This window comes from Paenibacillus sp. sgz302114, assembly GCF_056120345.1.
In genome coordinates this window covers 63584-85728 of the sequence record NZ_JBVYOI010000007.1, presented here as the reverse complement: position 1 = coordinate 85728, position 22145 = coordinate 63584, and the positions used below count along the sequence as shown (strand labels likewise).

The following is a 22145-nucleotide window of genomic DNA, read 5'->3' as shown; positions in this document are numbered from 1 at the left end:
ATTAGGCTTACGGTTCATCCTCTGAAGTGGATCGATTTCTCCGCAGAAACATGAGATCGAAGAAACTGATACCAAGCGCGATCCCGGTGGGCCTTAGCAGAAGCCGGCTAAGATTGACGCTTGCCGTGTGGGTGAAGTACGGGAGTATTAGGTTGAGAATGACGAATGCGCTATATGTAATAAGGAAAGTGAGCAATCTGCGGCGCAGATCCGGCCAAGGAAGCTTGATTGCTTTAAAGATGACAGTGATAACAAGGTAGATTAGCGATAGCAGCAGCAGAGCCAAGTAGCTAACCGCGTAGATGATCGCCCAGCGGCTGCCGACATCCAAGTACATAAGGACGAGCAGCAAAATAAGTCCAGCTAGCAGCAGAGCATAGAAAATAAATAGGAGGGGGAGTCGGGATCCCCGGGATTGCCGGGTTCGCATCATTGGGTTATCACCTTTTCTATTTCTATTTCTAATTAGTCTCTCCAATAAAAGCGTTGAAAAGTAGAACGGTCTGTAGTTTAATGGATGTATGAGTAGCTAATATATTTATTGATTAATACTTATATTAATCATAGTCCAAATCCGATTCAAATTCGAATCCAATTCCGCCATCTAAAAAGGAGCTGCAAAACCTACATGTCAAACCGCGTCGTCATTCATACCGATCGTACAAACGGAAGTATCAACCGCAATATTTACGGCCATTTCGCCGAGCACTTGGGCCGCTGTATCTATGAAGGCATCTGGGTTGGAGAGGACTCCAGCATCCCGAATACGAAGGGGATCCGTAATGATGTTCTGGAAGCGCTTCGCGGGCTGCAAATCCCGGTTCTGCGCTGGCCGGGCGGCTGTTTCGCCGATGAATATCATTGGAAGGACGGCATCGGTCCACGGGAGGCGCGCAAGCGGATGATTAATACGCATTGGGGCGGCGTGGTGGAGAACAATCATTTTGGCACGCATGAGTTTCTGATGCTGTGCGAGCTGCTCGGCAGCGAGCCTTACATTAACGGCAACGTCGGCAGCGGCACAGTCCAGGAGATGCAGGAATGGGTCGAATATATGACGTTTGACGGCGAGTCGCCAATGGCGTCGGAGCGTGCGGCGAACGGACGCGAAGAGCCGTGGAAGGTTAGCTACTTCGGGGTCGGTAACGAGAACTGGGGCTGCGGCGGGAATATGCGTCCGGAATATTATGCGGATCTCTATCGCCGGTACCAGACGTATGTGCGCAACTACGGCGACAACAAGATTTTCCGAATTGCGTGCGGGGCGAACGACTTCAATTATGAGTGGACCGAGGTGCTCATGCGCGAAGCGGCAAGGTACATGGACGGCTTAACGCTGCATTATTATACGGTTCCGCATACATGGGCGGAGAAAGGGTCTGCGACGGATTTCGAAACGAGCGAATGGTTCTTGACGCTGCGCAAGGCGCTCGTAATGGACGAATTGGTGACGAAGCATAAGACGATTATGGACAAATACGATCCACAGAAGCGAATCAGCCTCATCGTCGACGAGTGGGGGACGTGGTACGATGTGGAGCCAGGCACGAATCCGGGCTTCCTCTATCAGCAAAATACGATGCGCGACGCGCTTGTCGCTGCTGCAACGCTGCATATTTTCCAGAAGCATCATGATCGTGTGCGGATGGCGAATATAGCCCAGACGGTCAATGTGCTGCAATCTGTCGTGCTGACGGAAGGCGCTCGCATGACGGTGACGCCGACCTATCACGTCTTCGAAATGTTCAAGGTGCATCAGGATGCGGTAGCGCTTGATGTCGATCATCGCCCTGCATCGTATACGCAAGGCAGCGAATCCATTCCGCAAACAAGCGTCTCGGCTACGCGCGATCAGGCGGGACGCATTCATGTGAGCCTATGCAATCTGAGCCACGATGAAGAAGCGGTCGTGACCATTGAGCTGCGAGGCTTGGCCGGCGGAAATGGCGGTGCCAATGGCGGGGAGCGGCTTCCGATCAGTGGCAGGCTGCTGCAAGGCGATGCCATTAATGCGCATAATACGATAGAGCAGCCGCAGCAAGTACAACCCGTAGAGCTGAAGAACATTACGCTAAGCGCGGACGGTCGCATTCAGGTGACACTGCCGCCAGCGTCTGTTGCTGTGCTGCAGGCAGGTTAATGAAGCCCGTCCTCAGCGCTAGCGCTGAGCCAAGAGAGGGCTGCAAAGGGTGCAGCGCCTCCGTGCATGTGACGGATGAGCAGCTCGAACGCGTCCTGCGCAAGCTGGCCCTGCATCCGGATAGCTGCGTAAGTGATGCGCAATATGAGACGCGCCTTAGCAATTGTGCAACGTGTCCGTCGCTCCAATACGGCACCACTTGCGCGCATTGCGGCTGTTTTGTCCAGGTCAGGGCGAAGATGGCAGCAAAGGATTGCCCACATCCGAGTGGGTCGAGGTGGGGGCGTGATCCTTTGTTGAACCAATTATAGTAGCTATACAAAATAATGGCGGTTACATGGGATGTCCATGCAACCGCCATTTTGCGCTTGCCTTGCTGCCTATCAAGAATAAAGCTCGGATCGTCCTACTGAATAGTGACAACAGAAAAGGCAAGCTTTCACTCTTGGAATCGTTCTACCGCTCTTTTAAAGAAAACGGATGCGGCGTAGGTTTATCGGTTTCGTTTCGAATGATTGAACTGATGAACGGGAAAATCGATTATAATAAAGCGAATTCCGAAGGCGTAGAAATTGTGTTAGAGTTTCCTTTAGCACTACCGTCGGCAAAGTCTATGTAAGCAGCGGTTCGCCATATTTGGAACGATATTTTAGTTACTCATTCTAATCATAAGGGGAACTGGAAATGAGCACAAAGCTTTGGAATCTCTTTTCGAACGACTATCGTGAAAACTGCCTTCGTTGGAGCCATTCGGCGAACAATCCCGTCATTCCGGCAAGCGGGCAGACGTGGAAAAGCATATGGGTCGCAAACCCGGACTTTCTGGAATTTCAGGGCAAGCAGCTTCTCTATTACCGTGGAAACGGCATTCAACCAGGAACGGACGGAAAGCGGCATGACCGTCTCGCCGTCGCCGAAGTGATTCAATTGTCGGCAGACCATATCGAGATTCAAGACTTAAACGGTGGAGAACCTATCGTGGATGCTGGTGCACCGGGAGAATTCGACTGCACGGATGTGCTGGACCCGGCATCTGTTGTGTGGCAGGACCAAGTGTTCCTTTATTACTCTGCGGTTGGCGACGGCCCGGATTCGGTGGGGCTTGCAATCAGCAGCGACGGCGAGCATTTTACAAAGTACGGCAAAATTATGGATGGACGAGCGCCTGAGGTGATCGTGAAGGACGGAAAAATCCATATGCTTTATCAAATGTTCAGCAACGAGGGCTATCAGCTTCATCTGGCAAGCTCAGAGGATGGTATTCATTTTACGCCGGTGTCGGACGAGCCGATCTTCCAAGATCGCACGGGGGGCTGGGACAGCCTGTCCATCGTGACGGCCAGATTGCTCAAGGATGAGGAGCACTACTATATGATTTACGGCGCTAGCGCCTATTTGGCCGATGAGCCGGACTTCTTCGGCCTCGCGCGTTCCCGTGATTTGCTGCACTGGGAGTCGCATCCCGGCAACCCGATCTTCGGATGCGGTGCAAAGGGCTCGGAGGATGGCGGCGCAATCTGGTTCCCTGCCATTACGGAGACGGAGGAGCACTTCGTAATGATTTATGAAGGCAGCCGCGGCAAGTATACGTGGGATCTCTCATCACAAATTTGCCTTTCCTCAATACGTAAAGCGTAAACCTTAAAGCTGATAGGCTAATTTTCGAAATCGTGGAGGGCAATGGACGATGATGAAACCAACGACAATAACGCAGCATGGGGTGGGCGCATGGAACGAGGATGCGCTCATCAGCAACGCTTCGCTTGGCATTTACGGCGTCATCGACGGAGCGACCTCGATTGTTCCTTACACCGGACCAGGCGGGGAAACCGGAGGCTATCTAGCCTCACAGCTCATTGCCCGCATTTGCAACGAGGCAACGGCACCGGTGGAAGCGGCTCCTCCCAGCCTCATGGAATTGCTCGAGCAGGCGAATAATGAGCTGCGCCAAGCGATGGTGAGAGCTGGCATCGATGCGGAGCGCAAGGAGGAAGTGTGGTGTGCTTGCTCTCTGCTTGTGCGGATTGCGCCCAAGTGGATCGAGTTTGCCCAGACAGGCGACTGTATGCTCGCTGTCTACTATACAGACGGCACGATTCGGATCGTGACGAATGATCAGCTTGCCCATGTCGATGACCGGACGAAAGCGGTCTGGACAGCGGGCATCAAAGCTGGCTTAGCGACGCGAGCTGAGCTGTGGGAGCATAGCAAAGCTCAGATCGCTGTGGGCAGGGCTCTCGCGAATACGGATGGCGGCTACAGCGTCATTAACGGCGATCCGGCATTCGCCGACTATGCCGAGTTCGGGCGCATCAGCCGCACGAATGTGCAGGCGCTGCTGCTGTTCTCCGACGGCTTGTACATCCCGATGCCGCCGGGTGAATCGGACAAGGACAGCGCCTTCAGAATCGCATCGCTCGTTCGGGAGATGGGGCTGCCACGATACATGGAGTGGCTGACAGCGCTCGAAGAGTCGGACCCTGACTGCACGCAATTCCCGCGAATGAAGAAGTCCGATGACAAGACGGCGATATGGATCGACTTATCTGAAGTTTAGCTGCCAAGCTGCTTTTAGAAGCCGTGCTTCGCGGCATAGCGGCCCCAATGCGGACTTCTGCCATCGGCGTCAATAAAGCCGTACTCCTCGGACAAGTCCCATGAGGTGAAGGCTTTGCCGCTCTTCTTGAACACATCCGGATCGGCAGCTAGACTTGCGGCAGCTTGACCGACGAAAGCAGGCGTCTCCGACTCGATAAAGTGCTCGTCCTGCTGCGTCGCATCCCGCCAATTGGCTTCCGTCACGCCGAAGTGATCGAGCATTGCCTCTGAGCGGAGGAAGCCCGGTGTCAGCGCCAAGGCAGTCACCCCATGCGGCTTCAGATCCGCCGCCATGGCCTCCGCCAAATGGATGACGGATACTTTGGCGAGGCTATAGTACAAGTTGCCGCGGTACCGGTAATCGTACCCGTCGGTAATTTCAATAATAAGCCCGGAGCCGCGGGCGATCATGAGCGGCGCGGCATAGTAGCTCGCCATCATATGCGTATGAACGCCGCGCTTCTGAATGAGCAGGCCGTTATGCAGCGAATGCTGCCAGAATGGCTCCGTCCAGACCGTGAGCGGGTCGCCGCCCCATATATCATTCACTTGAATATCGAGTCGTCCGTCCTGCTCCTGCGCAACGCGCTCGAAAAGCTGACGGACGTCTTCTTCTATTGTAAAATCCGTGCGTACAGCAATGCCTTTGCCGCCGGCAGCGGTGACGAGCTCCGCCGTGTCCTCGATTGTTTCGCTGCGGCCCATGTCGGACAAGTTGCCGCGAGTGCTGCGGCCAGTTACGTATACGGTTGCGCCCAGCTTGCCGAGGGCAATGGAGATGCCTCGTCCTGCGCCGCGGGTAGCTCCTGCGACGACGGCTACTCGGCCTTCTAATGGTTTCATATTCATATGCATGTGCAACACTGCTCCTATCTTCATCAATTTCTCATCTTTATCCATCTATCACCATCACCTTCTTCAGTGTAACCGATGTTCACTGACAGAAACGGTCACAAGAATCAAAACTTAAGAATAAAGGGGTTTGTTCCAATTGCTGTGGCTCGTCTTCTTCCTTCTCGCCATTGCGGGATTCCAAGTGCTGTCGATGCTCGTTGAGCGCGATCAGCTCATGCAGTTTGACCATACAATCATCTCCACCGTTCAAGGTTGGGAGAACGATACACTGACGAAGATCGCGAAGTTTCTTTCGTTAATCGGTTCATCCGCGGTGCTCATTCCGGGGCTGCTTGTGCTTTCCGTCATTCTGTTTATTTATTTGAAGCACCGCAAGGAGCTTGTGCTCTTGCTTGGCGGGATGCTCGGTTCAACATTGCTCAACCATGTGATCAAAGACATTTATAAGCGTGCCCGTCCAGATATTCACCGGCTTGCCGAACAGGCGGGTTACAGCTATCCAAGCGGACACTCGATGGCGGCGTTTACGTTTTATTTTCTCATTACCTACCTGCTTTGGCGGCATATTCATCTGAGAAGATGGCGCATCACGCTGCTAATCTTCAGCGCGTGCATGATTATCTGCATCGGCCTTGCCCGCGTCTATCTTGGCGTGCATTATCCGTCGGATGTGCTTGCAGGCTATTGGCTCAGCGCTTGCTGGGCAGCCCTGTGCATTCGCCTGTTTCGGGCTTTTGCTCGAAAGCGCAAGTGAACCAATGTGCAATCGAGAACACAAATGCAACATTTGGAGCATTGTAAAATGCTGTAATTGTCTATAAAATAGTGCTGTTATAAATCTGTTATTCATGAAAGAGAGGTTTACTATGAAACGCTTGATGGGGTTTGTTCTTGCCTTGCTCGTCGTCTTGACGATGGCAGCCGGCACCGCTTCTGCTGCAACTCAGCAGAATGACATTAAAGTAAAGCTGAACGGGGAGTGGGTTATATTCCCGACACCGCCTGTTCTATCAAACGGTAAAACATACGTAGAGTTCCGTACGCTGTTCACGAAGCTCGGTTACAAAATCGACTATACTGCTGCGACGAAGACGATTAAAGCAACGTCTGCTGTACGCAGCATTCAAATGCAGCCTACAGGTACAACCGCACTTGTTGACGGTAAGAAGGTGCCAGTGAACGGCGAAATGAAGCTGATGAGCGGCCGCACGATGGTTGGCGTTCGTTTCATCGCAACATTGTCAGACAAGACAGTGAACTGGGATGGCACGAAGAAGCTCGTGACGATTACCGATAAAGGACCGACTGCTGCGCAGAAGACGGAAGTGGTTGCGGTATTGAATCAACTGGCTGCAGCTGAGGACAAGCAGGATGCAGATGCATTTATGGCACTTATTCATTCGGCGTCACCTTACCGCAGCGACATTAATGACGCGATTCGCGACCAGTTCGCTCGCATGCATACGAAGACGGATTACGAAGAGATGACGCTTGAGTCGTACTCGGCGACGGAAGTAGTCATGTCGACGGTCGAGCATACGTACAAAGTAAGCGGCGACGGCTTCTATCCAGACACCAACGACGAAGTCGCTTATACGCTGCATAAAGACAACGGCAAATGGGCGATATATGATATTGAGGTGCTGTCCTCCGAGATCAAGGATTTCGACGCGCTTTGGAAGCAAGAAGTAACGGTGGACGAAGCGGATAAAACGGCAGTCAACGCGATTTTTGACGCACAGGTGGCAGCGGCGAACGCGAAGGATATCAATGCTTACAGCGCAACGCTTGTTCCGGATGCCGAAGGAGTCCAAGACGCAATCGATGCTATGAAAGGTCAGTTCGAAGATACGGAGCAGAGCTTCACCTTATCAAAAGAACGCAGTGCCATCGTGGAACTGCATGAGAACGAAGCACTGCTGCTGGTGGCGCTTAAGGTTGATGAGACATACCAAGGCGAATCAGACTCTTATCATTCCTTGGAGTTATACCATGCGCAGAAGCAGCAGGATGGCAAATGGCTGCTGATGCCGGGGTATGCAATCCTTAACGATGACTCTGGTCAATAACTGACAAGCAAAAGTCCTTGCCTGCTCCCGAATGGGAGAGGCGGGGCTTTGTTTTTTTCTAGGTGGCTGTCACGCATGAAGTAGGTATAATGAAGATATCAACCTTACATGGCATGAAAGGGGCAAGTGCCGGATGAAGATCGTCATTGCACCGGATTCGTTTAAAGGCTCAGCATCAGCGCGTGACTTATGTACCGCCATTGCGAGAGGCATCCGCAGCGTGATGCCGAAAGCGGAGCTTGTGGAGCTGCCGATGGCAGACGGCGGAGAGGGCATTATGGATAATCTTGTCCATGCAACGGGAGGCAGCCGGATTGAGGCTGTCGTAGCTGACCCGCTGGGACGAAACATTACGGCTCATTATGGTGTGCTCGGCGATGGGAGCACTGTGGTCATTGAGATGGCGCAGGCTTCCGGCCTGCCGCTGCTCCAGCTGGAGGAACGCCAGCCCCTGCTTACTTCGACGCGCGGCACAGGAGAGCTGATCAAGCATGCGCTGGACCGTGGCTATCGCAAGTTCATCGTCGGCCTCGGCGGCAGCGCGACGAATGATGGCGGTGCCGGAATGCTGCAGGCGCTTGGCTTGCAGCTTCTCGATGCGGCGGGGCAGCCGCTCGCAGACGGCGGAGGCGCGCTCGCGCAGCTCGGGGAGCTCGATGCCGCCGCGCTCGATCCGCGCCTAGCGGCATCGCAGTTCACAATCGCCTGCGATGTGACGAACACGTTATGCGGCCTTGAAGGCGCATCGGCGGTGTTCGGCCCGCAGAAAGGGGCGACGCCGGAGATGGTCGCGCAGCTCGATGCGGGGCTGCGACGCTTGGCGGAGCAGATCCAGGCGCTTCGCGGCATTGATGTGCTCAGCGTCCCGGGCGGCGGAGCAGCCGGAGGAATGGGCGCTGGCTTGCTCGGCTTTATGAATGCGTCGATTCGTCCCGGCATCGACGTTGTGATGGAGGCATCCGGCTTCGCGGAGGCTGTGAAGGATGCGGATTGCATCATCACAGGCGAAGGGAAGCTCGATGAGCAGACGTTGGCTGGCAAGGTAGCGGCAGGCGTATGCCGGGCGGCGCAGCCGCTGGATATTCCGGTTATTATTCTGTGCGGCACGAAGAGCTTGTCTGGCGAAGCGCTGTGCCAGCTCGGGAGAGTGAGCGCATTCTCCATCGTGCCTGGCCCTTGCAGCCTGGAGGAAGCGATGGCACAGACACTTAGCTTCGCCGAAGCCTGCACAGAACAAATCTTCGCTTTATTAGAATATTCCTTCTGAATCTTAAGCTTATTTTCACATCATGTTCATAATGGGCTGTTAGACTAAGGTCACTGAATGAACATGAATGAAGGTAAGGAGGGATGAGAAGCGTGAAGCCGTGGACCGAGTTCGAAGAAGACGTGAAGCCTCATCTGCCACATGTGCGGGCTTATTGCTACTATTTAACCGCTTCGAAATGGGAGTCGGAGGATCTATTGCAGGAGACGTTACTTCGCGCATTCAAGCATTACCGGGATACAGGCAAGCTTCGCCATCCGCGCTCCTTGCTGAACAAGATCGCTCGCAATTTGCACATCGATGCGCATCGCAGGCGGCGCGGCGTCATGGTTCCGATCGACGAAGCGCTGCTGCAGCCTCATTACGATCCGAACTATGCTTCCGTACGCGGCACGCTGGAATGGGTCACGGAGCATCTGTCCGCACGAGAGATGGAGATGCTGCTGCTTGCCGAGGTGTTCGACTACTCGTATCAAGACATCGCAGATGAGATGAATTGCTCGGTTCCCGCTGTCAAGATGGTGCTGCACCGCTCCAAGCTGACGCTTCGCAACCGCGTTCGCGCTCAGGAAGCCGGCATAAAACGCAAACGCGCGGCAAAGCGCAAGCTGTCACCGCCGCTGCCCTACGCCGTCGACCGGTGGACGACCGCGCTTATGACGGGAGAGCTATAATCTATTAGCTGAATATCTTCTAATCCAAAAGACAGTGGACTCCGCTGCCTTTTTTTGTTTATTTTCGACAGGAAACCTGACATGCGCGTAGTGCTTTTGTCTCATTTTGCATACTGTAAATCAATACCATAGGACATTAGCTACATGGTCATGGTACATTGTTAATAACATACAAGTTTTACCTCCTGGGGAGAGAGAATTCAGAGTAACGTTGGAGGCGCTAAATGCGACAATTTATTGGAAAAACGTTAAAACATGACGTGGTCAACCACTTTGGCGTTACAATCCTTCCGGCACGAAGCGTGCTTCAGGAAGAGCATTTGGCGCTGCTAGAGAAGCATAATATCGACAATGTCTCCATTCTCTTCGATCTGGCCCAGCCTGAGCGGAATTCAGCGAAATCGGACACGGCTCGCGAAGCGGTGGGGCAAGTGATGAACCGCGCCAAAGCAATGTATGAATCCATTCGCGAGTCGGGTCAAGTACCGGTGAATGAGCTTCAGAATGACATCATTCCAGCGGTGAAAAACATTGCTGGACATCCGAATATATTCGGACTTTTCGAAGCGGTTAAGGCTCAAGGGGATTATACATATCAGCATAATATCGGCGTTGGCATACTCTCCACGATGATCGGCAAGTGGCTGCAATTAAGTGACGCAGATTTGACAGCGCTTACTCTCGGAGCGACGCTGCATGATATCGGCAAGGTGAAAATTCCGGCGGAGATTATTAATAAACCAGGCAAGCTGACCGAAGAAGAGTTCGAGCTCGTGAAGAAGCACACCGTCCTTGGCTACGACATTCTGAAGAAGACCGAAGGGATCGGCTACCGTTCGGCGCTTATCGCGCTGCAGCATCATGAACGGGAAGACGGCGGAGGCTATCCGCTTGGTTTGCCATCCGACAAGATCGATCTATTCAGCAAAATCGTAGCGGTTGCAGACATCTTCCATGCGATGTCATCGGATCGTCCATACCAGAAGGCGTTGCCGTTCTATAAAGTGGTCCGCCAGCTGCGCGAAGGTTACTTCGGCAAGCTCGATCCGCGTATCGTCTCTGTATTCCTGGAGAATATAACGACGAAGATGATCGGCCAGAAGGTCGTGCTCACGGATGACCGCGAAGGGGAGATTGTCTATATTAACCCGCATGATGAGGAGGCGCCGCTAATTAAAGTAGGCGAGAGCTTCATTGATTTGTCGTGCGAGCGCAAGCTTCAGATTAAACAGATTATCGGGCTGTAATGAGGTTTCGTTAGCAAAAAGAGCAGGATGAAGAGGACAGCATGTCCTTTCTCCTGCTCTTTTTGTTGTTTCTGCTAGAAACGACGTTTAGGTCCACTTTGCGGCCCATAGCTTCATTTCATGAAGAATTTGATGTAGATCGACGCCCTTCGGCGTTAGAGAATATTCAACAGTGACAGGAACGGTAGGGAAGACATGCCGCTCCAGCACGCCTTGGCTCTCGAGATGGCGCAGCGTGCTTGTCAGCGCCCGCGGGCTAACCGACGGGATCGACCGTTGCAGCTCGCCGAACCGGCGCTTCTCGCTGAACAGCTCACGGAGCACGAGAAATGCCCATTTGCCGCCGATGACGTCAAGCGTCTTCTCGATATTGCACTCGATGAAAGCAGGCTCTTTCGGAACATAATTATTGGCAGACATCGACTCAATCCTCTCCGAGTAGTTAGTAACAAGAAGTATAGTATATATAATAAGTATAATATATTGATGTTTTTTTCACTACTTTAAATTTGATATTGATATCGGTAGAATAGGTTTGCGTGGGTTTCGCGTAAATGGATCCAGGAGGGATATTGGATGAATTACAGAAAGCTTGGTGGAAGTGGACTTAAAGTAAGTGAGATCAGCTTAGGAAGCTGGCTTACATATGGCGGTTATGTCGAACGCGAAAATGCGGTGAAAGCAATTGAAACCGCATACGATCTCGGCGTTAATTTCTTCGATACGGCCAACGTGTACGAACGCGGCGCGGCAGAGGTGCTGCTCGGCGAAACGATCAAGGCGTATCCGCGCGAATCGTATGTGCTCGCGACCAAAGCGTTCTGGCCGATGGGCGATGGCCCGAATGACCGCGGCCTCTCCCGTAAGCATGTCATTGAACAAGCAAACGCGAGCTTGAAGCGGCTTAACACGGACTATGTCGATATTTTCTATTGCCACCGTTACGATCAAGAAACACCGCTGCAGGAGACGCTTCGTGCGATCGACGATCTGATTCGTTCAGGCAAAGTGCTTTATGCCGGCGTCAGCGAGTGGACGGCATCCCAAATGGCGGATGCGCTTGCGACAGCAGATCGTTATTTGCTCGACCGCATCGTTGTCAGCCAGCCGGTGTACAACATGTTTGAGCGTTACATTGAGAAGGAAGTTATCCCTTACGGAGAGAAGAACGGCATTGGACAAGTCGTATTCTCGCCACTGGCGCAAGGTCTTCTGACTGGGAAATACGCCTCTTTGGCTGATATCCCAGAGGGCAGCCGCGCAGCGAAGCTCGAGTGGGTGCGCAAAGGCATCACGGAGGAGAAAATCGCGAAGGTCGGCGCGTTGTCTGCGATTGCGAAGGAGCTCGATATTACGACGGGCCAGCTGGCGCTTGCATGGATTCTGCGCCAATCGAACGTCGCGAGCGCACTGGTCGGCGCAAGCCGTCCGGAGCAGGTCGTCGAGAACGTGAACGCATCCGGCATTACGTTGTCCGATGATGTGCTGACACGGATTGAAGCGGTTTTGGGATAGATTTTGGGCTAATAGAAGAAAGCCGGACCTTTGGGGGTCCGGCTTTTTAGCTTACTGCTTATGGGTACAGTTGGGGCGGATCGAATCGGCTGTCTGAAGTGGGTAAGCGCTAACGGGTCCGTCGGCGGTCCGTCCGTCGTCAGCCGCGGTCTCCTGTTAGGTTGATGCTTGCGGGCAACCTTTACCTAATCACTCTTTTAATCAGCCGCAGTCCTCTCGTGTACACGAACCGTTCCCATCTCGCTAACCAGCTCGTCCCGTGAACTGCGATTGTGAAATGTGCTGAGTCCTTCAAGAAGGCTCTCATTCCGCTAGCAGGAATCGTCTCTACCGATCCTTCCCGCCAATAAACTGCAAAATCGAGCGTAGCGACTGCGGCGCAACTTTGTCCAATAGATCGCCTTCCTGCAAAAGCCGTTCTTCGATGTTCAGCAAATTGTAGTCGGTTATGGAGACACCGCGACGCACTTCATCCCAGTAGAGAGGCGTGGAGACGCTGGCGGCTTTGCGGGCTCGCGGGGAGTAGGGGGCGATGATCGTTTTGCCTTGGTAATGCTGCAAGTAGTCGATGTAGATCAGATCGCCGCGATTCCGCTTGAACCGCTCGATCGTGAACAGCTTCGGATGCTTATCCGACAAATAATTGCCGACAAACTCCCCGATGACGCGCAACTCGTCGAAGTTCAGCTCAGGGACAACAGGCACGATGACCTGCACGCCGGTTGCGCCCGATGTCTTTGGCACGGATTCGATGCCAAGCGAGCGGAGCAGGTCGCCAACGAGCAGGGCAGCCTCCATAATGCGCGGCTCCTCCTCGAGTGTCGGGTCGAGATCGAGAATCCACTCCGTCGGATACGCAGGATTGCTGATGCGATCGAACGAAGCATGATACTCAATGCATGCTAAGTTACCGAGCCAGAGCAATACAGGCAGCGACGTTAGCTTCACGTAGGAGATGCTTTCATGCTCGATCGTTTCGACGAAGGGGGGAGCGGGAGTGGGGCAGTTCTTCTGATAGAACGATTTGCCGTCCACGCCATCGGGAAAACGGATCGTCGTCAGCATCCGGTCTTGGCAATGCTTGATCAACCATGGCGACAACGCAGCCAGCCGCTGCAAGAAAATCGCCTTCGTGATGCCCATATCCGGGAAGAGCAGCTTCTCGGGATTGCTGATCGTCAGCTCCTGTCCTTCGACGATGATCGTCCCTTTAACCGAACGGGCACTCATGGCAGAGGCTCCTTCGGCAGGAAGGTGACGAGCTTCGGATGGCGCAGCTGCCCGGCGGAAGTGAACTCAAGCCCGGTCACGCGGCATTTGAACGGCAGCGTTAGCCACTGCACCTCTTCTTTGCGCAGATCCTCTGGCGTAACTGGAAAAGGACAGGCAACCACTGCGAGCTGAGAGTTCTGCGGTCGAAACGTCGAAGCGATGACACGCCGAAGCGCATCGTTAAGTCCAAGCGAGACGCTGCCAAGATAGCTGCCTTCATGCTCCATAATGAGACTCGCGACAATGCCATTGCGCCACTTGAGTCCCACAATATCGACATCGAGCACAAGCGCGATCTTCTTCTTCAGCCAGTCGCGGTGCTTCTTGTCCTCCCGATAGGGGCTGCTGAGCCGTTTGCTCACGACGCCTTCCCAATTGTTCGTCTGCACCCATTCCCACAGCGCCGCCCCATCCTTGAACAGCTCCGTCACGAACATGCGCGGATCGCCCTCCGGGCAGAGAGCCATCAGCCTGCGGTGCCGCTCCTCATAGGGCAGATGCCGAAGATCGCCGCTCTCATCAGCGAGCAGATCGAACAGCACATAGACAAGCCCGCCATTTAGCGGTGCTTTCGTATCCGTATCCGTAGCCGTGGCAGATTGTATCAGCGAGGACCGCGAACGTTCCCTCTTCAGGACATGCTGAAAGCTCGGGCGAACGCCGTCAAACCAGACGACTTCGCCATCGAGCAGACAACGGCCAAGCTTCTCCGTCTTGGAGGCGATCAAGGAAACAATCTCCGGATAGATGCCATTCTTCAAATACAGCTTCCGCGAAAAGATCTCCACATCCCCGTTCCCGTCCAAACGAGCAAGCATGCGGACGCCGTCCCACTTGAGCTGGTAGCCCCAATCGCTCCCGATTGGCAGCTCGTCGTCAGCTATCGGTGCCATTGGCTCATTCGGAAGAGAGAGCGGCTGCACAGCGCCGCTGCTGCTCAAATTAGCCGCAAGTAGCGAGGCATCGTCTGCCCACGGCTGCTCCTGATTGTGCGCAGACATCTAGGACACCGTTTCCTTCTTCGCCGTTTTGCGCGCGCGCGGCTTCGTCACCTTGGCGACGACTTCGCTTTCGCCGCCTGCTTCAGTGGAAGCAGGCGGTTCGCTGGCAGCGGTCGGCGACATGCCTGCCGCGCCTGTATCGATGCCGCCAGGCGTAGTCGGCGGCAGCTTCACGGCCTCAAGGCTCGCCTGCAGCGCAGCCATGAGATCAAGCACATTCGTGCGCTGCTGCTCAGGCGCGACACGAACGTCTTCACCTGCGATTTTGTGCTGAATGAGATCCATTAGACGAGAGCGGTAGTCATCGGTATATTTTGCCGGCTCAAAAGGGGTCGACAGCTGCTCGATCAGCATCCGCGCCATCATCAGCTCTTTCTCATTGACGTTCACCGTCTCAGGAAGGCCGGGTACTTGGTCAATTGAGCGAATCTCATCCGGATAGAAAATCGTCTCCATCGCCAGGCAGTCGTCGATGATCCGAATTGCAGCGAGCGAGCTTTTCGACCGGATCGATACCTTCGCGATGCCGATACGGCCTGATTGCCGCATGGCCTCCATCAGCAGATTGTACGCATTGCCGCCCGCCTGATCGGGGGAGAGGTAATACGTCTTCTGAAAATAAATCGGGTCGATCTCTTCCAGCGCGACAAAATCGAGAATCGTAATCGTCTTCGTCGCATCGCTCGAAAGAGCCTCCAGCTCGTCCTTTTCCAAGATGACGTAGCGTCCCTTCTCGTACTCGTAACCTTTTACAATATCATCCCACTCGACATCGACTTCGCAGGTCGGACATTTGCGAATATAGCTAATATTGCTCCCGCACTCGCGGTGAATCATTTTGAGCGCAATATCTTTATCCTCGGTAGCTGAAAACATTTTGACAGGCACATGTACGAGGCCAAAGCTGATAGCCCCTTTCCAAACCGTGTGCATTTTATTTCCCCCTCACCCTGTAATTGAACACTAGTACCAGTGTTCCCTCAAATGCATGAAAGTAAGCCAGATCGGGCATATTTTTGGGGTAGCACGAACCAACATCATCATCTGAAGGAGGACATTGGATTGGCGGATACAGATAGCAACGACAAGAACCATGAAGGCCGCGCTGATTATTTTATGGACATTGACCGGATGGTGAATGAAGGATTAGGCGGCGGGCAAGTGACCTTGAACAACGGGCTGATTGCCGAATCGACCACGGATACAATGGAGCAAGAAGCGAGGGAATAGCGAACAGATGGATACGAAGCGTGCAGTGGAAATTTACAGCTCGAAGGATACATTCTCCGTTCAACTGAGCGGGGAGCCGGTCTGGATCGAAAATGTGGATGAAGTGAATGGGATGGCAACCGTGCAGGTTGGCTCCGATCCGCTGAATACGCAGACGGTTTCGGTCGATCGGCTGAAAGAGGAAGGCGAGGAATAGGAAGGAAAGCAAGGATTAGACGAATAAAGAAGAGCGTCCTGGCTTCGGATGACCGAGGCTTGGGACGCTCTTTGCTGTGCGCGGAAGTGACTATAGCAAGGGGAGGATAAGCCCTCCGTAAGCAAATGCCGCGATGATGACAAAAGCAGGATGGATGCGGCGGATCTGCATCGCCCAGAAGGCGACGGCGGCAATGATTAGACCTTGCCAGATGCCGATGTCTTGGACCGACGTCCTGCCCATCTGCCAGGTGAGCAGCACCATCATGATCGCGATGACGGGCTGAACGAGCAGCGTCATCCCTTTGACGACCGGCGAAGAGCGGTGTTTCTTCAGAACCCTGAGCAGGATGATTAGCGCGAGTGCCGATGGAACGATCGTTGCGATCAACGCGATGACGATGCCAAACCAGCCGGCGGCTTCATAGCCGACATAGGTCGCAATCTTCGTCGCGATTGGGCCGGGCAGCGCGTTGCCGAGCGCAAGAATATTCGAGAATTCCGCGTCGTCCGCCCAGTGATAATGCGTAACAATTTCTTGATACATAAGCGGGATCGAAGAAGGACCGCCCCCGTAACCAAGCACGTTTGCAATGAAAAAACCGAGTAATAGTTTGAGCCATTCCATTTAGTTGAGCCTCATTTCTGCGCCGAATCTTCGGTTGGTTTAGCGCGCTTGAGGCGGCTGAGCAGCTTGAAGTGCATCGCGCCGTACGCGAGGAACAGCACGATCACAATTGCGGGATGGACGCCGAGCAGCTGAAGCAGCACGAAGGAGACGAGCAGCATGATGATGCCAAGCTTGCGGCCGAGTCCCTTCACGGCGCGTTCGCCGAATTCATACGCCATAACGCCGAGCATGACGGCGATGACTGGAGCAACGGCGCTAATCATTCCGCGAACGATGGCGGAATGGCTCAGGTAGTTAACTGCCGAGAGCAATGACAGCATCGCGATAGACGAGGGCAGGATATGGGCGAGCACGGAGAGTGTCGCGCCAAGTGCGCCTTTCAGCCGGTAGCCGAGATATGCGGCGAGCTTCGTCGCGATTGGGCCGGGCAGCGCATTGGCGAGGGCGAGGATCTCGCCGAACTCTTCATCTGCCAGCCAGCGGTGCTTCGTTACCGCTTCGTAGCGGATGAGCGGGATGATCGACGGTCCGCCGCCGTAGCCGAGGATGCCGGTCTTCATCATCGCCCAGCAGAGCTGGGTGTATGGTTTTATAGTTGGGGCTGCTGTGTTCATGGATTGCTTATAAAACCTCATTCCTATGCGTATTTGTTGCGCGTAAATGAGCACTGGGCTCTCTTAAGCTTGTGACATTCTTTTTCTTTTTCTGCGCGGCTGTATGTAAATCCTGCAAAAATGGTTAGACGATAACTGTACATTGTTTTCTTCCTGATCCAGCGAATAATATGAAACTATGCAATTGATCTAATCTATCTGTTTATAACCTATGACATGGAGGGTAACAATGGACAGGACAAAGATAATTATAGACACGGATATTGGCGACGATATTGATGACGCGTTAGCGATTGCGTTTGCTCTTGAGTCGCCTGAGCTGGACGTAATCGGAATTACGACGGTATTTAAGAATGTAACAGCTAGGGCAAAGCTGGCGGTTAATCTGCTTCGGATGGCCGGTCGGGAAGACATTCCCGTATACGCTGGCATAGGCAGTCCTATTCTAAACAAGGTGGACGTGAAGGAGATTCCGAACCAATACTCTGAAGAGAAGGATGGACATGTGGACGGGTTCGGTACGAATGGGATTGATTTCATTATCGATACGGTCATGAGATCAGATGGGGATATTACATTAGTTCCGATCGGCCCCCTGACCAATATCGCGATAGCGATACTCAAAGAGCCGGAACTCAAACATAAGGTGAAAGAAATTGTCATGATGGGCGGCTGCTTTTACAGCCATTTAAGCGAATGGAATATTAGATGCGATCCGGAAGCCGCAAGAGTTGTGTTCGAATCTGGCATTCCGATTAAGGCTGTCGGATTGGATGTTACGGTAAAATGCGTTCTGACCAAGGAAGACGTAGACCGTTTGCTAACCTCTCCGAAAAAATCGGCGAGCTATCTGCCGGAAGTGCTTACGCGGTGGCAGCAAGTCGTTACGGATCATTATCCGATGATGCACGATCCGCTGGCAATCTGCGCGATATTCGACGACAAGTTATTGGTAGAGACGCAGGGCGAGTTCACACGCGGGGCGACATATAACAAGAGCGCGCTCTATTGGCGCGGTGATGCGGACAAGTCCGTCATCCGGGCTGCCAAAGATGTCGATTCGGAAGCGTTTATTAAATTGTATATGGACAGGGTTTGCTTATAAGAAGTGTCTCATTAAACTCCGAATTGCAGGGCAGCGATGGCTGCCCCTCTGCAATAGGAGTTTTTTTATCGCTATGCTGAAACATCGTATATTTTTACTTGAAATCATATTTTTGTTTATATTATCCCGGTTGGCGGTGTACTAAAATTGGGTTCGTAAGCGTTTTCGGTTGGTTCGTTACAGCCCATTGAATGAACAGACGAAGGAAGTGATCCGATTTGACAAAGCACGGCTTTCTTTATGAACTCAGAAAAAATAGAACTTTATTTTTAATGGTTCTGCCGGCCATTTTTCTAATTGTATTGATCTCCTATGTTCCTATGGCGGGCATTATACTGGCGTTCAAGGAATACAGGTTCAATCTTGGCGTGTTCGGCAGTCCGTGGAACGGGCTAGATAACTTCAAATACTTTTTCAATTCAGGTACAGGCCTATTGGTTACTAGAAATACGATCCTCTATAACCTGCTTAATCTGGTAACCTCGCAATGCTTTGCAATTATGATTGCGATTTTTATTAGTGAAATGGGAGGCAAGTATTTCAAGAAAATATCGCAATCGATTATTTTCCTGCCATTCTTTATTTCGTGGACGATTGTTGGCGTTTTCGCTTATAACCTCTTCAATTATGAAACGGGAACTTTGAATAGTGTGCTTAAATCCTTGCACATGGACCCGGTCAATCTGTACAGCATGCCCTATGTATGGGTGATCATCATCTGCTTTTTTAACTCGTGGAAATGGGTTGGATATACATCGGTCATCTATATTGCGGCTATTGTCAGTATCGATAACGAATGCTTCGAAGCGGCGGATATTGATGGAGCTAATATTTTTCAAAAAATATTTTATATTACGCTGCCGTCGATTACGCCAACGATATTCATTATGTTCCTGCTCAGCCTAGGCAGGATATTGCGCGGCGACTTCCAGATGTTTTACCAGATTGTCGGAAATAACGGCCAGCTGTTCGACGCTACCGATGTCATCGACACGTTCGTATTCCGATCGCTTATTACAAGCGGCGATATCGCGATGCCGGCTGCGGCTACCTTTTATCAATCCGTGCTCTGCTTCGTTACGATTATGCTCGTGAACGGAATTATTCGAAAGACAAGACCGGAGAACGCGCTGTTCTAATCTATTAAGCACTGCTACAGGAGAGGTGAAATATGAACAAGAAGGTTGCAGGCTCTAGAATTGTATTCAATGTCATTAGCTATTCGGTGGTTGTCGTGGCCGTTATTCTATGCCTGCTTCCATTTGTCATGCTGGTGTCCGGATCCTTCACCTCGGAGAACGCCATTGCTCAGCATGGCTACGGAGTCCTGCCGAGAGAGTTATCCTTTGAGGCTTATCGGATACTGTTTAAGTACCCTCAAGATATCTTTAGGGCATATGGAGTTTCCATCTTCATTACGGTTGTTGGAACAAGTGTCGGGCTATTCATTACTTCAATGACAGCCTACGTGCTTAACAGAAAGGACTTTAAATATCGGAACAAGCTCGCGTTTTTCTTTTACTTTACAACATTGTTCAATGGCGGGATTTTGTCGATCTATATCTTCTTTGTCAAATATCTACAATTGAAGAACGACTTGATTTCGTTAATTCTCCCTCTGCTCATTAATGTGTTTTATTTGATTATCATGAGAAGCTTTATAAGCTCAATACCTGATTCCATAAGCGAATCGGCAAAGATCGACGGAGCGGGAGACTTCACCATCTATCAAAAGCTGATTTTGCCGCTAACCAAGCCCGGGCTTGCAACAATCGGACTGTTCTATGCGCTGGAATATTGGAATGATTGGTATAACGCCATGCTGTTCATAACAGATACGAAGAAATATCCGCTTCAATACTTGTTGTTCTCGACTCTCCAATCCTCTGAAGCCATATCTCGAATATCCAGAATGGCAAGCGTGAACATGATTGATGTGCCTACCTTATCGCTAAAGCTGGCGATGGCGGTCATCGCGACAGGACCAATTATTCTCGTCTATCCCTATGTACAGAAGTATTTCGTAAAGGGCCTTACTGTTGGCGCAATTAAAGGGTAGTACCGGCAAAGCCGGTTTATCGCATAAACAAACATATTGAGGGGGGCATCTGTTTGAGAAAATCAATGGTCGTAAGCCTGCTATTAGCTGTAATACTCATTATGGGCGTTGTACTTACAGGCTGCGGAGGAGCAAATTCCAATGAATCGAGCTCCAATTCGAGCAACACGGGCGAATCAAGCAACGCAGCTGAACCGAGCGGCACGAACGATAGTGCTTCCAGCAACACATCTGTAGATCTCTCCAAGAAGGTTGAATTGAATATGTATCTGATCGGCTCTCCTGCGAAAGATTACGATGCGGTCCTTGCTGAAGTGAACAAAAAGCTGGAGAAGGATTTAAACGCTACGCTGAAGGTCAACTGGATCGGATGGGCTGATTTCGGCACGCAATATCCGCTGCTGCTTGCTTCCGGCGAGCCTATCGATCTGATTTATGCATCAACGTGGACGAATTTTTATTCCAATGCTCGGAAAGGTGCTTTTATGGCGATTGAAGACCTGGCCAAGCAGTATGCACCGAAAAGCTTGGCACAAATCACTCCCGATGCGTATAAACAGACGGAAGTGAATGGTCATCTCTATGCCATGCCAGCCCAGTTTTACCAGTACGGGGATATGGGCTACATTGTAAGAGGCGATTTGATGGAGAAATACGGTCTGAAGTCGATTGAGAACTTGGACGACTTAGGCAAATATTATGATGCGGTTGTGAAGAACGATCCGCAGCTTGATCCAAGCGGCCAAATCAGCTCCTCGGGCGGCCTTGAAAGCTACTATTATGCAGCTAACGGGTACTATAATATCCTAGCGACACAATACTCTCCGTTCGTGTTGAACATGGATGATCCAGCTGCGAAGATCGTTAACTTGTATGAAACCGATGGCATTCTGGATTACTACAAGAAAATGAAAGAGTGGGGAGATAAGGGGTATTGGTCGAAATCGATTCTCTCAAATAAAGACGATAAGATGTTCAAGAATGGAAAAGCGGCGAGCAACCTGCACAATCAGGATTCCTGGAGAAGCGTGTATATGGAGCATCCGGATTGGAATGTAGAGTTTTTCCCGAACAGCAAATACACATATAAAACTTCAGCTATGCAGGATGGAATGGCGATCCCTGCATCGGCCAAAAACCCGGAAAGAGCGCTGATGTTCCTTGAATTGCTTAGAACGAATGAAAGCTATTATGACCTCCTCACTTATGGAATCGAAGGCAAGCATTATGAGGTTACGGCAGACAACAAGCTGAAGGTGCTTGATATCGAAGGCTTCGCGCCTGAAGGCTATTGCTCCTGGGGCTTTAAGACGCCGGAGTTCTATAAGGAGCCTGTTGACTCTCCGCCGAACATTAGCGATATTAGGAAGCAGCTGTCAGATCGAGCTAAAGATAATCCTTATGCGCTCTTTACGCCAGACTTTGAGCCCGTCAAGAACGAAATGGCAGCCATAAATAATGTCGTGCAGCAATACGCGGTTCCGCTCAACTACGGATACATCAAAGATCCAGAGGACGGACTCAAGACGCTGGTTGAAAAAATTAAGAACGCCGGCTCCGATAAAATTATAGCTGAGATGCAAAAACAGCTGGATGCCTTTCTTGCAGCCAACAAGTAATAGCTGAGAGGCGTATATAGACACAATAAAGGTTCGGGAAGGATGATATCCTTC

26 protein-coding genes are annotated in these 22145 nt (G+C 51.9%); 17 read left to right on the top strand and 9 right to left on the bottom strand.

Annotated features, from left to right (window positions below):
• Positions 1-7 precede the first annotated feature (7 nt).
• Positions 8-433: a hypothetical protein gene (locus AC0LWF_RS18385; RefSeq protein ID WP_474652993.1), complete on the bottom strand. Its 426-nt coding sequence runs from the start codon at positions 431-433 to the stop codon at positions 8-10.
• A 195-nt stretch (positions 434-628) separates the two neighbouring features.
• Here AC0LWF_RS18385 and AC0LWF_RS18380 point away from each other — a divergent pair, with 195 nt between their 5' ends.
• Positions 629-2140: an alpha-N-arabinofuranosidase gene (locus tag AC0LWF_RS18380; protein ID WP_474652992.1), complete on the top strand. Its 1512-nt coding sequence runs from the start codon at positions 629-631 to the stop codon at positions 2138-2140.
• Here the strand turns inward: AC0LWF_RS18380 and AC0LWF_RS18375 are convergent.
• Entirely contained in the window at positions 2137-2328 is a 192-nt protein-coding gene (locus AC0LWF_RS18375) for a hypothetical protein (protein ID WP_474653185.1), read from the bottom strand. The genes AC0LWF_RS18380 and AC0LWF_RS18375 overlap by 4 nt on opposite strands.
• Between AC0LWF_RS18375 and AC0LWF_RS18370 the strand changes: the two genes are divergently transcribed.
• The 4 genes from AC0LWF_RS18370 to AC0LWF_RS18355 all read left to right on the top strand — a co-directional run bounded on the left by AC0LWF_RS18370 (position 2236) and on the right by AC0LWF_RS18355 (position 4697).
• Positions 2236-2451, top strand: a complete 216-nt coding sequence (locus AC0LWF_RS18370) for a DUF6171 family protein (protein ID WP_474653179.1) — start codon at positions 2236-2238, stop codon at positions 2449-2451. The genes AC0LWF_RS18375 and AC0LWF_RS18370 overlap by 93 nt on opposite strands.
• Before the next feature lie 26 nt (positions 2452-2477).
• Positions 2478-2759 (top strand): ATP-binding protein, encoded by a 282-nt coding sequence (locus tag AC0LWF_RS18365; protein ID WP_474652991.1) that lies wholly within the window; start codon positions 2478-2480, stop codon positions 2757-2759.
• Positions 2760-2824: 65 nt separating this feature from the next.
• Positions 2825-3778, top strand: a complete 954-nt coding sequence (locus AC0LWF_RS18360; RefSeq protein ID WP_474652990.1) for a glycoside hydrolase family protein — start codon at positions 2825-2827, stop codon at positions 3776-3778.
• 49 nt (positions 3779-3827) lie between these two features.
• Positions 3828-4697 carry a protein phosphatase 2C domain-containing protein gene (locus AC0LWF_RS18355; protein WP_474652989.1) on the top strand — a complete coding sequence of 290 codons (870 nt, stop codon included), beginning with the start codon at positions 3828-3830 and terminating at the stop codon, positions 4695-4697.
• 14 nt (positions 4698-4711) lie between these two features.
• On the opposite strand, the gene AC0LWF_RS18350 is transcribed toward AC0LWF_RS18355, so the two are convergent.
• The gene (locus AC0LWF_RS18350) at positions 4712-5581 is read right to left on the bottom strand and encodes an SDR family oxidoreductase (protein WP_474653178.1); all 870 of its coding nucleotides are present in this window, start codon (positions 5579-5581) and stop codon (positions 4712-4714) included.
• A 148-nt stretch (positions 5582-5729) separates the two neighbouring features.
• Between AC0LWF_RS18350 and AC0LWF_RS18345 the strand changes: the two genes are divergently transcribed.
• From AC0LWF_RS18345 to AC0LWF_RS18325, 5 genes are all read left to right on the top strand, one after another.
• Positions 5730-6347 carry a phosphatase PAP2 family protein gene (locus AC0LWF_RS18345; RefSeq protein ID WP_474652988.1) on the top strand — a complete coding sequence of 206 codons (618 nt, stop codon included), beginning with the start codon at positions 5730-5732 and terminating at the stop codon, positions 6345-6347.
• A gap of 112 nt (positions 6348-6459) precedes the next feature.
• Entirely contained in the window at positions 6460-7662 is a 1203-nt protein-coding gene (locus AC0LWF_RS18340) for a stalk domain-containing protein (RefSeq protein ID WP_474652987.1), read from the top strand.
• Between the two features lie 133 nt (positions 7663-7795).
• On the top strand, positions 7796-8929 hold the full coding sequence (locus AC0LWF_RS18335; RefSeq protein WP_474652986.1) for a glycerate kinase: 1134 nt from the start codon (positions 7796-7798) through the stop codon (positions 8927-8929).
• A 92-nt stretch (positions 8930-9021) separates the two neighbouring features.
• Positions 9022-9603, top strand: coding sequence for an RNA polymerase sigma factor (locus AC0LWF_RS18330; protein ID WP_474652985.1), 582 nt, complete (start codon positions 9022-9024; stop codon positions 9601-9603).
• Between the two features lie 224 nt (positions 9604-9827).
• Entirely contained in the window at positions 9828-10850 is a 1023-nt protein-coding gene (locus AC0LWF_RS18325; RefSeq protein ID WP_474652984.1) for an HD-GYP domain-containing protein, read from the top strand.
• Between the two features lie 87 nt (positions 10851-10937).
• Here AC0LWF_RS18325 and AC0LWF_RS18320 read toward each other — a convergent pair whose 3' ends face one another.
• Positions 10938-11270 carry a winged helix-turn-helix transcriptional regulator gene (locus AC0LWF_RS18320; protein ID WP_474652983.1) on the bottom strand — a complete coding sequence of 111 codons (333 nt, stop codon included), beginning with the start codon at positions 11268-11270 and terminating at the stop codon, positions 10938-10940.
• Between the two features lie 156 nt (positions 11271-11426).
• On the opposite strand from AC0LWF_RS18320, the gene AC0LWF_RS18315 reads away from it, so the two are divergent.
• Positions 11427-12365, top strand: a complete 939-nt coding sequence (locus tag AC0LWF_RS18315) for an aldo/keto reductase family protein (protein WP_474652982.1) — start codon at positions 11427-11429, stop codon at positions 12363-12365.
• 327 nt (positions 12366-12692) lie between these two features.
• On the opposite strand, the gene ligD is transcribed toward AC0LWF_RS18315, so the two are convergent.
• From ligD to ku, 3 genes are read right to left on the bottom strand one after another with little or no spacing between them, the layout of a single operon-like run.
• Positions 12693-13595, bottom strand: coding sequence for a non-homologous end-joining DNA ligase (gene ligD, locus AC0LWF_RS18310; protein WP_474652981.1), 903 nt, complete (start codon positions 13593-13595; stop codon positions 12693-12695).
• The gene (locus AC0LWF_RS18305) at positions 13592-14638 is read right to left on the bottom strand and encodes an ATP-dependent DNA ligase (protein ID WP_474652980.1); all 1047 of its coding nucleotides are present in this window, start codon (positions 14636-14638) and stop codon (positions 13592-13594) included. The genes ligD and AC0LWF_RS18305 overlap by 4 nt, the downstream gene beginning before the upstream one ends.
• On the bottom strand, positions 14639-15571 hold the full coding sequence (ku, locus tag AC0LWF_RS18300) for a non-homologous end joining protein Ku (protein ID WP_474652979.1): 933 nt from the start codon (positions 15569-15571) through the stop codon (positions 14639-14641).
• Positions 15572-15700: 129 nt separating this feature from the next.
• Between ku and AC0LWF_RS18295 the strand changes: the two genes are divergently transcribed.
• Together AC0LWF_RS18295 and AC0LWF_RS18290 are read left to right on the top strand one after the other, a co-directional pair.
• On the top strand, positions 15701-15868 hold the full coding sequence (locus AC0LWF_RS18295) for a hypothetical protein (protein ID WP_474653184.1): 168 nt from the start codon (positions 15701-15703) through the stop codon (positions 15866-15868).
• 7 nt (positions 15869-15875) lie between these two features.
• Positions 15876-16064: an H-type small acid-soluble spore protein gene (locus tag AC0LWF_RS18290; protein WP_090580826.1), complete on the top strand. Its 189-nt coding sequence runs from the start codon at positions 15876-15878 to the stop codon at positions 16062-16064.
• Between the two features lie 90 nt (positions 16065-16154).
• On the opposite strand, the gene chrA is transcribed toward AC0LWF_RS18290, so the two are convergent.
• Complete coding sequence (chrA, locus tag AC0LWF_RS18285) at positions 16155-16691, bottom strand: chromate efflux transporter ChrA (RefSeq protein WP_474652978.1); 537 nt, start codon at positions 16689-16691, stop codon at positions 16155-16157.
• An 11-nt stretch (positions 16692-16702) separates the two neighbouring features.
• Positions 16703-17308: a chromate efflux transporter ChrB gene (chrB, locus tag AC0LWF_RS18280; RefSeq protein WP_474652977.1), complete on the bottom strand. Its 606-nt coding sequence runs from the start codon at positions 17306-17308 to the stop codon at positions 16703-16705.
• Positions 17309-17537: 229 nt separating this feature from the next.
• Here chrB and AC0LWF_RS18275 point away from each other — a divergent pair, with 229 nt between their 5' ends.
• From AC0LWF_RS18275 to AC0LWF_RS18260, 4 genes are all read left to right on the top strand, one after another.
• A complete protein-coding gene (locus AC0LWF_RS18275; RefSeq protein WP_474652976.1) occupies positions 17538-18413 on the top strand; it encodes a nucleoside hydrolase in 876 nt (291 codons plus the stop codon).
• Positions 18414-18733: 320 nt separating this feature from the next.
• A complete protein-coding gene (locus AC0LWF_RS18270) occupies positions 18734-19552 on the top strand; it encodes an ABC transporter permease subunit (protein ID WP_474652975.1) in 819 nt (272 codons plus the stop codon).
• Between the two features lie 32 nt (positions 19553-19584).
• Positions 19585-20472: a carbohydrate ABC transporter permease gene (locus tag AC0LWF_RS18265; RefSeq protein ID WP_474652974.1), complete on the top strand. Its 888-nt coding sequence runs from the start codon at positions 19585-19587 to the stop codon at positions 20470-20472.
• A 53-nt stretch (positions 20473-20525) separates the two neighbouring features.
• Entirely contained in the window at positions 20526-22091 is a 1566-nt protein-coding gene (locus AC0LWF_RS18260) for an ABC transporter substrate-binding protein (RefSeq protein WP_474652973.1), read from the top strand.
• Positions 22092-22145 lie beyond the last annotated feature (54 nt).

Excerpts from the sequence above, each read along its gene's own strand:
- AC0LWF_RS18385 (WP_474652993.1), bottom strand. The coding sequence starts at position 433 with ATGATGCGAACCCGGCAATCCCGGGGATCCCGACTCCCCCTCCTATTT.
- AC0LWF_RS18380 (WP_474652992.1), top strand. The coding sequence starts at position 629 with ATGTCAAACCGCGTCGTCATTCATACCGATCGTACAAACGGAAGTATC.
- AC0LWF_RS18365 (WP_474652991.1), top strand. The coding sequence starts at position 2,478 with ATGGGATGTCCATGCAACCGCCATTTTGCGCTTGCCTTGCTGCCTATC.
- AC0LWF_RS18360 (WP_474652990.1), top strand. The coding sequence starts at position 2,825 with ATGAGCACAAAGCTTTGGAATCTCTTTTCGAACGACTATCGTGAAAAC.
- AC0LWF_RS18355 (WP_474652989.1), top strand. The coding sequence starts at position 3,828 with ATGATGAAACCAACGACAATAACGCAGCATGGGGTGGGCGCATGGAAC.
- AC0LWF_RS18350 (WP_474653178.1), bottom strand. The coding sequence starts at position 5,581 with ATGAAACCATTAGAAGGCCGAGTAGCCGTCGTCGCAGGAGCTACCCGC.
- AC0LWF_RS18340 (WP_474652987.1), top strand. The coding sequence starts at position 6,460 with ATGAAACGCTTGATGGGGTTTGTTCTTGCCTTGCTCGTCGTCTTGACG.
- AC0LWF_RS18335 (WP_474652986.1), top strand. The coding sequence starts at position 7,796 with ATGAAGATCGTCATTGCACCGGATTCGTTTAAAGGCTCAGCATCAGCG.
- AC0LWF_RS18325 (WP_474652984.1), top strand. The coding sequence starts at position 9,828 with ATGCGACAATTTATTGGAAAAACGTTAAAACATGACGTGGTCAACCAC.
- AC0LWF_RS18320 (WP_474652983.1), bottom strand. The coding sequence starts at position 11,270 with ATGTCTGCCAATAATTATGTTCCGAAAGAGCCTGCTTTCATCGAGTGC.
- AC0LWF_RS18315 (WP_474652982.1), top strand. The coding sequence starts at position 11,427 with ATGAATTACAGAAAGCTTGGTGGAAGTGGACTTAAAGTAAGTGAGATC.
- ligD (WP_474652981.1), bottom strand. The coding sequence starts at position 13,595 with ATGAGTGCCCGTTCGGTTAAAGGGACGATCATCGTCGAAGGACAGGAG.
- AC0LWF_RS18305 (WP_474652980.1), bottom strand. The coding sequence starts at position 14,638 with ATGTCTGCGCACAATCAGGAGCAGCCGTGGGCAGACGATGCCTCGCTA.
- ku (WP_474652979.1), bottom strand. The coding sequence starts at position 15,571 with ATGCACACGGTTTGGAAAGGGGCTATCAGCTTTGGCCTCGTACATGTG.
- AC0LWF_RS18290 (WP_090580826.1), top strand. The coding sequence starts at position 15,876 with ATGGATACGAAGCGTGCAGTGGAAATTTACAGCTCGAAGGATACATTC.
- chrA (WP_474652978.1), bottom strand. The coding sequence starts at position 16,691 with ATGGAATGGCTCAAACTATTACTCGGTTTTTTCATTGCAAACGTGCTT.
- chrB (WP_474652977.1), bottom strand. The coding sequence starts at position 17,308 with ATGAACACAGCAGCCCCAACTATAAAACCATACACCCAGCTCTGCTGG.
- AC0LWF_RS18275 (WP_474652976.1), top strand. The coding sequence starts at position 17,538 with ATGGACAGGACAAAGATAATTATAGACACGGATATTGGCGACGATATT.
- AC0LWF_RS18270 (WP_474652975.1), top strand. The coding sequence starts at position 18,734 with ATGGCGGGCATTATACTGGCGTTCAAGGAATACAGGTTCAATCTTGGC.
- AC0LWF_RS18265 (WP_474652974.1), top strand. The coding sequence starts at position 19,585 with ATGAACAAGAAGGTTGCAGGCTCTAGAATTGTATTCAATGTCATTAGC.